Here is a 6,795-nt window from a genome sequence, read left to right as displayed (position 1 = left end):
AGGTTACCCACGTGTTACTCACCCGTCCGCCGCTAACATCCGGGAGCAAGCTCCCTTCTGTCCGCTCGACTTGCATGTATTAGGCACGCCGCCAGCGTTCGTCCTGAGCCAGGATCAAACTCTCCGAAAAAGTACAAAACCGAAGTTTTGTTTTTCGCCAGTTTGACTGACTACCTATGATGTTTCATAGGATTTTTTTATAAAAACTCGAATTAACAGGTACGTTTTGTCTTGTTTAGTTTTCAAAGATCATCTTTATCGTCTCTCAGAGGCGACTTTATTAATATAACATTCTATCAAGATAAAGTCAACAACTTTTTTCTTTATGTTATTTAATAACCGCGCTGTTTTAGCGGCGAATACAAATATAACACCTTTCGAGAGAGGAAACAAGTATTTTTTCTAAATAATTTATTTTTCCTTATCTCTTCCTATATAATCATACAAAAATTGATTGTCACAGGAATTCTCTATTGTTGATCCTGAAGGTCTTTAGTATATTTATAATAGAAGAAAACTAAATAACCGCAGGGGGAGCTTTGTGCTGAGAGTGAACACTCGTTGTTCTGACCCTTTGAACCTGTCAGTTAATACTGAAGTAGGAATGTGGATTCAATTGAATACATGTGGTGTATTCAACTCGATATGTTTTTCTATGAATAACATACTCATCCTTACACGGTCTCTCCTTGCTCAATTCATGAAAAAGGAGATTTTTTTATGCAGCAATCAAATCAATTGGTACGACTGATGGAAATCGCAATTATGACTTCACTTGCACTTGTATTAGATTACTTATCAGGTCTCTTTTTAAGAATGCCAAATGGCGGATCTCTTGCGCTGATTATGATACCCGTCATTCTTATGTCTATTAGATGGGGAATATCAACCGGGTTTATCATTGGTGTGCTTATTGCAGGCCTTCAGCTGATGAATGGCCCTATTATCGCTACACCTGTTCAAGGATTTCTCGATTATTTCGTCGCATCTGTTGTCATTTCCCTAAGCGGTCTATTTTCTGGGTTGATCAAAAAAGCCATTCAGGATCAAAAGCGAAAGCAGCAATTCTTCTATATTACCTTATCCGTATTTGTTGCAAGTTTCTTTAGACTGTTGACGTTCTTTATCTCTGGTGTTGTTTTCTTTTCTCATTATGCACCAAAAGGAACTCCAGGTTGGGTTTACTCTTTAATTTATAACAGCACATATATGGTTCCTTCATTTATTATTTGCAGTATCGTTCTTTGCATACTCATACCAAGTGCATCTCGTTTGGTTTTTCCTCACAAAAAATAACCGGCTGATTTCAGCTGGTTATTTTTTTATGCATAAATTGCCGCTCTATGGAATCTATTAATAGTAGAAGATTTCATGCTGGAGGTACGCCAATGAACCCTTACTCCATTATGCTGTGCTGTTATATTCTCAGTCTTGCTTATTTTTTGGCAGGTTTCTATGAAGCTTTAAAGATAGCAGGAATAAAAGGAAAAGTAGAAGCTTCTCCTCTTATCTCTTATATGCTGCTAGCTGTGCTTTTCACTTTTTTCTCTCATTATTATTGGAAGCTGACGATTTAATTCGGTGTAGATGGTCATTTAATACAGGCAGCTCCCACCCATACCCTATTTCATTATACTTCTCGCCAGCCAGCTCGAACTGGCTGGTAACGACAAAATGAGGTTGAAGCTTTTGATAAAAATGCTTTGCCGAATTTTGTTCAAATACCCACAGCATTATATTCTGATACCCTTTCTCTATTAAATAACTCACTCCTTCTGCAATTAAAGCGATACCTGCTCCTGATTTCTGTTTCTCTTCCAATAAATAGATCGCGTAAAGTTCTCCATCATATGTTGAATAGCGCTCATCACGCTGTTTTCCAAAAGAAGCAAAACCAAATACCCCTTCTTCATCTTCTGCGACAAACGTACCTTCAAGCGACCTTCTTCTCCAGCTCTCTTCTCGATCTTCTATATTTAAACCATTCAAATAATCCTGATTAATAATGCCTTGATAAGTCGTCTGCCAGCTTTTCACATGTATCTCGGCGATTTTAGGTATATCTTGTTGTACAGCATGCCTCACCTTCATCCGCGCCACTCCTTCTCACTGTTTTCACCCTATCTTCATTATGATAAATTCCTATTTCCTAAAATTCAATCAATAAAGGATATACGTTGACATTTTGTCAACACACCTTTATATTGGGTACGACTTCTTCTATAGAAGAGTTGATACATCATACAAAGGATGGCGTAAAAGATGGATTTTAAGACAACTGAGCTTGGGCCGCTCTTAAAGGAAAAATTGCAACAACGTTCTCTATCTTTAAGAGATCTCAGCACATACACAGGAATTGATAAAGCGACACTGTCTCGAATCATGAATGGAAAAAGAAAACCAACTTTGAATCATCTGCAGCGGCTTTCAGATTCTCTGAACATATCATTAGATCAACTATTGACTGCTGCAGGGTTTCCAGTCAAAAGCGAAAAGGTGCACGGTGATACGTTCATTCAAGCGGCAGAAGAGATCGAAAAAATACTGAAAGATCAGGACGTCTACGACGGTACATTTAGTCAGACCAAATTGAAACAAAAGTTAAACGAATACGAAGCCTATAGCCAAACAAACGAGGGAAAAGAAACGATCTCGGCAAATTTTGAGAAAAAGAAGGAGACGCTAAGCGGCGTCGGGCCGTTCCTTCAACATTTGAAAAACATGTACAGCTTATTTATGACCGGACGGGGTACTTCTCGAGAATTAATGCTGATGGGGGGCGCACTCCTTTATTTCATTATGCCTGTTGACTTAATACCAGATTATATTTTTCCGATCGGTTATATTGATGATGCTGCGGCTGTGAAAATTGTCATAGACCAGCTGACAAATAGGTAGCAGGACAAGAAGCTATGAAAAAACAGTACAGCATTGACTTCGCACTTTTACTCACTGTGATTTGTTTATTTGTCATCAGCCTGATAGCTGTATATAGCGGATCGGGACAGTATGAAACGCAAGATATGTTTTATTTCGTCAAAAGACAAATTTTCTGGTATATCGTCGGTTTCGGCCTCATGGCAGCTGCTGCATACTTTGATTATGAACTGCTTGAGCGTTTATCTTTTCGGTTATTTGCAGGTGGTATTTTCCTCATTATTCTTGTGCATTTTTTCGGAACGAGTCAAAACGGATCCCAAAGGTGGATCAGCTTCGGTTCAATCAAAGTTCAGCCATCAGAGTTCATGAAAATTTTTGTGATCCTGCTGCTTGCGGCTGTCTTGAACCAATACAAGCATCAGCGATTTTCGTTTAAAGAAAGCATCATTCCTACAAGTAAAGTCGTTTTCTGGACCGTTGTCCCTTTTTTCCTCATCTTAATTCAGCCTGATTTAGGGACAGCGCTCGTGATATTATCCATCGCCTTTACACTGATGCTTGTGTCAGGGATTTCTAGCAAGATGATGGCCGCATTAATGGCTACTTTTCTTGCACTTCTTGCATTTTTGGTCTACTTGCACAATGAACACTTTGAGCATTTTACAAAAATCATTAAGCCTCATCAGCTTGATCGCATTTATGGCTGGCTCTCTCCTGATGAATTTGATTCAACATACGGGTATCAGCTGAAACAATCGATGCTCGGCATTGGATCAGGTCAATTATCAGGAAGCGGTTTTACACAGGGGCATCAAGTACAAGGAGGTAATATCCCTGAAGCGCATACGGATTTTATATTTGCCGTCATTGGTGAGGAGTTTGGTTTTATCGGCGCCTCCCTTTTGATGTGTTTGTACTTAATGATGATTTACCGAATCATTCATGTGGCTATGCATGCTAATACGCTTTATGGATTGTACATATGTGCGGGAGTCGTTGGGCTGATCGTGTTTCAAGTTTTCCAAAACGTAGGGATGACAGTCGGTTTAATGCCTGTGACGGGACTCGCGCTTCCTTTTATCAGCTATGGAGGCAGTGCGCTTTTGACCAACATGATCGCCATTGGCCTCGTGTTTAGCGTCAATCTTAGGTCATCATCCTATATGTTTGGGCGCAATTGGAATTGAAGATGATGACATTTCTTCTATCTCATCTCAAAAGAGTCGACCGCATTCTTGTTGGAACGATTGTGTTCCTCTGTTTATTTGGTTTACTGATGGTTTACAGTGCGAGTTATCCTTTAGGAGAAGTGAAGTATGAAAAGGGCAGCTATTTCTTCATCAAACAATGGCAATGGCTCCTGATTGGGGGATTCTTTTTCTTCATTGCCGCTCTGTTCCCTTATCAGATTTATCGTAAATGGATTCGGTGGCTTGTTATGCTGTCATTGTTATGCCTGATCCTAGTCCTGCTTCCTGGAATCGGTGTTGTCAAAAACAATTCCCAGCGCTGGGTTCAGTTGGGCTCTCTCATGCTCCAACCTTCTGAAGCTGTGAAACTAGTGATGGTTATCTATTTTGCCTATGTGTACGCGAAAAAACAGGCGTACATTACATCTTTTAAAAAAGGCGTACTGCCGCCACTCATTCTTTTAGGTCTTGTTTTTTTGTTGATCTTAAAGCAGCCTGATTTAGGCACAGCTGTGTCTATTTTATTAAGCTGCGGCATCATTTTATTATGCGCTGGGCTGAAAACGCACCATCTCATTTTGCTAGGATCGACTGCGGCAGCAGGTATCACTTTTTTTGCAGTGACAGCTCCTTACCGTTTGAAGAGGCTGACTTCTTTTCGTGATCCTTTTCAGTATGAAGATGGAGATGGATATCAGCTGATTCATTCGTATCTCGCGATGGATTCAGGCGGGCTGACAGGGAATGGCTTAGGCGGGAGCATTCAAAAGCTAGGCTTTCTTCCTGAAGCCCATACGGATTTTATCATGGCCATCATCAGTGAAGAGCTGGGAATCATGGGGATTTTGTTTGTGATTGGTGCATATCTACTCATCATGTATCGCGCTATGCGAATTGTGCAGGCTTTACACGACCCTTTTGGAAAGCTGTTAACGATCGGGCTCACGTTTCAAATTATGCTCCAAGCAGTCTTTAATTTAGGCGCTGTCTTTGGCCTTCTTCCGATCACAGGCATTCCGCTTCCCTTTATTAGCTATGGCGGCTCCTCCCTAGTGTTCATGATGATATCTGCTGGTATTCTCGTGAATCTTTCTTCATATGTAAAGAGGAATCCATATTAGGCGCATGCCAAATAGACACCTTCTGATGGAAGGTGTCTATTCATTTTATTCTTCTATTTGATGATCAGCGATCTCTTTTTTTCTTGGCTGTTTGATTTCATTCGTTAGTTCCTGAATGCTTTGCTTCACATTGCCTTTACCGGAAAAGTTCTCAATAATTTCTTTGACATCAATTCCAGAGGATGCTTTCAGGCTTTCTTGCAGACTGGACATGAGGTTTGTAGCATAGCCAGTGACTTTATTGGCACCGCTGCCTTCGCCGTTACCTCCCGTATCCACAACAGTAATTTTATCAATGTTAGAAAGTGGTGCAGATACTTGCTTCGCATATTCAGGAAGCATTTTCACAATCATATCAAGGATCGCTGCCTGACCATACTGTTCGAATGCTTCAGCGATTTTCTCTTTGGCTTCGGCTTCCGCAAGTCCTTTCAGTCTAATGACTTCTGCTTCGGTTTCCCCTTTCGCACGATCAGCTTCCGCTTTGGCAAGCCCGTCAATTCGGACTTTCTCAGCTTCTGCCTTTGCCATTGCTTCAATGCTGTATTTCTTGGCATCTGCTTCAGCGAGGCGTTTCGCTTTTTCCGCCGCAGCTGACTGCTCAACAGCATAACGATCCGCATCTGCTTTCTTTTTCACTTCAGAATCGTATTGACGCTCACGACGCTGGATCTCTTTTTCTTCTAATTCAATTTGCTTCTGACGTTCAATGATTTTCACTTGCATTTCTTGTTCAGTTACGTGCTGACGGTTACGAGCTGTTTCAAGATCGTACGCTTGGTCGGCACTTGCTTTCGCTGTATCCTGTTCACGTCTGAATTCTGCTCTTTTCAGCTCATTGATCTTTTCTGCTTCAGCGATTTCAGTAGCACGCTCAAGCTCAGATTTCTTCGCATCTTTATCTGCTTCGGCACGTTTGATACGTGTTTCTTTATCTGCTTCAGCTGTTGCAATATCTGCATCGCGTTTCACTTGGGCAATTCTAGGTTTACCTAGTGATTCTAAATAGCCATTTTTATCACGGACATCTTTGATCGTGAACGACACAATGACGAGGCCCATTTTCGCTAAATCTTGAGAAGCGACACGCTGTACTTCTTGAGAAAATTTTTCTCTGTTTTTATAAATCTCTTCGACTGTCATTGATCCTAAGATGGAGCGAAGGTGTCCTTCTAGTACTTCTCTCGCTTCGTTTTCGCGGTCTTCTTTTGTTTTACCTAAAAATTGCTCTGCTGCAGTAGCAATTTCTTCAATCGATCCGCCAATTTTAATGATGGCCGTTCCGTCCGCCATGACCGGTACACCTTGTTCGGTATAGACTTCAGGCGTTGAAACATCTAGCTTGCTAGATAGTAAGCTGAGCGGCTCTGCTTGTTGAAAAACAGGTAGCACAAAGGTACCTCCGCCTCTTACAATCTTAATCTTGTTTCCACCTTCATCCACGTGGACATTTTTACTTCCTAGGTAACTTCCTGTGACAATTAACGCTTCATCTGGACCTGCTGTCCGGTATTTCGAAACAAATACACCAATAAGTGCAATAAGAATCACAAGCACAATTCCAATGATAATCAAAATGGTTGTTCCTGGCATAGCATTCCCTC

The 6,795-nt window shown here is 41.0% G+C and carries 6 protein-coding genes, 1 rRNA gene and 1 riboswitch; of the genes, 4 read left to right on the top strand and 3 right to left on the bottom strand.

Annotated features, from left to right (window positions below):
- A 16S ribosomal RNA gene (locus C6Y01_RS12105) occupies positions 1-130 on the bottom strand; the annotation flags it as partial.
- Positions 131-520: 390 nt separating this feature from the next.
- A riboswitch (TPP riboswitch) is annotated at positions 521-622 on the top strand.
- Between the two features lie 98 nt (positions 623-720).
- On the opposite strand from C6Y01_RS12105, the gene thiT reads away from it, so the two are divergent.
- Positions 721-1,296, top strand: a complete 576-nt coding sequence (gene thiT / locus C6Y01_RS12100) for an energy-coupled thiamine transporter ThiT (RefSeq protein WP_034659700.1) — start codon at positions 721-723, stop codon at positions 1,294-1,296.
- A gap of 240 nt (positions 1,297-1,536) precedes the next feature.
- On the opposite strand, the gene C6Y01_RS12090 is transcribed toward thiT, so the two are convergent.
- A complete protein-coding gene (locus tag C6Y01_RS12090) occupies positions 1,537-2,091 on the bottom strand; it encodes a GNAT family N-acetyltransferase (RefSeq protein WP_095285875.1) in 555 nt (184 codons plus the stop codon).
- Positions 2,092-2,262: 171 nt separating this feature from the next.
- Here C6Y01_RS12090 and C6Y01_RS12085 point away from each other — a divergent pair, with 171 nt between their 5' ends.
- Genes C6Y01_RS12085 through ftsW form a run of 3 tightly spaced genes read left to right on the top strand, consistent with a single transcriptional unit; the run spans position 2,263 to position 5,191 of the window.
- Positions 2,263-2,898, top strand: a complete 636-nt coding sequence (locus C6Y01_RS12085; RefSeq protein WP_095285874.1) for a helix-turn-helix domain-containing protein — start codon at positions 2,263-2,265, stop codon at positions 2,896-2,898.
- A gap of 14 nt (positions 2,899-2,912) precedes the next feature.
- Positions 2,913-4,067, top strand: coding sequence for a rod shape-determining protein RodA (rodA, locus tag C6Y01_RS12080; RefSeq protein ID WP_034659705.1), 1,155 nt, complete (start codon positions 2,913-2,915; stop codon positions 4,065-4,067).
- A 5-nt stretch (positions 4,068-4,072) separates the two neighbouring features.
- The gene (gene ftsW / locus C6Y01_RS12075) at positions 4,073-5,191 is read left to right on the top strand and encodes a putative lipid II flippase FtsW (protein WP_106038247.1); all 1,119 of its coding nucleotides are present in this window, start codon (positions 4,073-4,075) and stop codon (positions 5,189-5,191) included.
- A gap of 45 nt (positions 5,192-5,236) precedes the next feature.
- Here ftsW and floT read toward each other — a convergent pair whose 3' ends face one another.
- The gene (gene floT / locus C6Y01_RS12070) at positions 5,237-6,784 is read right to left on the bottom strand and encodes a flotillin lipid rafts scaffold protein FloT (RefSeq protein ID WP_034659707.1); all 1,548 of its coding nucleotides are present in this window, start codon (positions 6,782-6,784) and stop codon (positions 5,237-5,239) included.
- Positions 6,785-6,795 lie beyond the last annotated feature (11 nt).

Origin of the sequence: Bacillus sp. NMCC46, from assembly GCF_002998465.1 — a bacterium.
Lineage (GTDB): Bacteria > Bacillota > Bacilli > Bacillales > Bacillaceae > Bacillus.
Note: the sequence above shows the minus strand (reverse complement) of the source record. Positions and strands in the feature narration are given on the sequence as shown.

Excerpts from the sequence above, each read along its gene's own strand:
- C6Y01_RS12085 (WP_095285874.1), top strand. The coding sequence starts at position 2,263 with ATGGATTTTAAGACAACTGAGCTTGGGCCGCTCTTAAAGGAAAAATTG.
- C6Y01_RS12090 (WP_095285875.1), bottom strand. The coding sequence starts at position 2,091 with ATGAAGGTGAGGCATGCTGTACAACAAGATATACCTAAAATCGCCGAG.
- thiT (WP_034659700.1), top strand. The coding sequence starts at position 721 with ATGCAGCAATCAAATCAATTGGTACGACTGATGGAAATCGCAATTATG.
- rodA (WP_034659705.1), top strand. The coding sequence starts at position 2,913 with ATGAAAAAACAGTACAGCATTGACTTCGCACTTTTACTCACTGTGATT.
- floT (WP_034659707.1), bottom strand. The coding sequence starts at position 6,784 with ATGCCAGGAACAACCATTTTGATTATCATTGGAATTGTGCTTGTGATT.
- ftsW (WP_106038247.1), top strand. The coding sequence starts at position 4,073 with ATGACATTTCTTCTATCTCATCTCAAAAGAGTCGACCGCATTCTTGTT.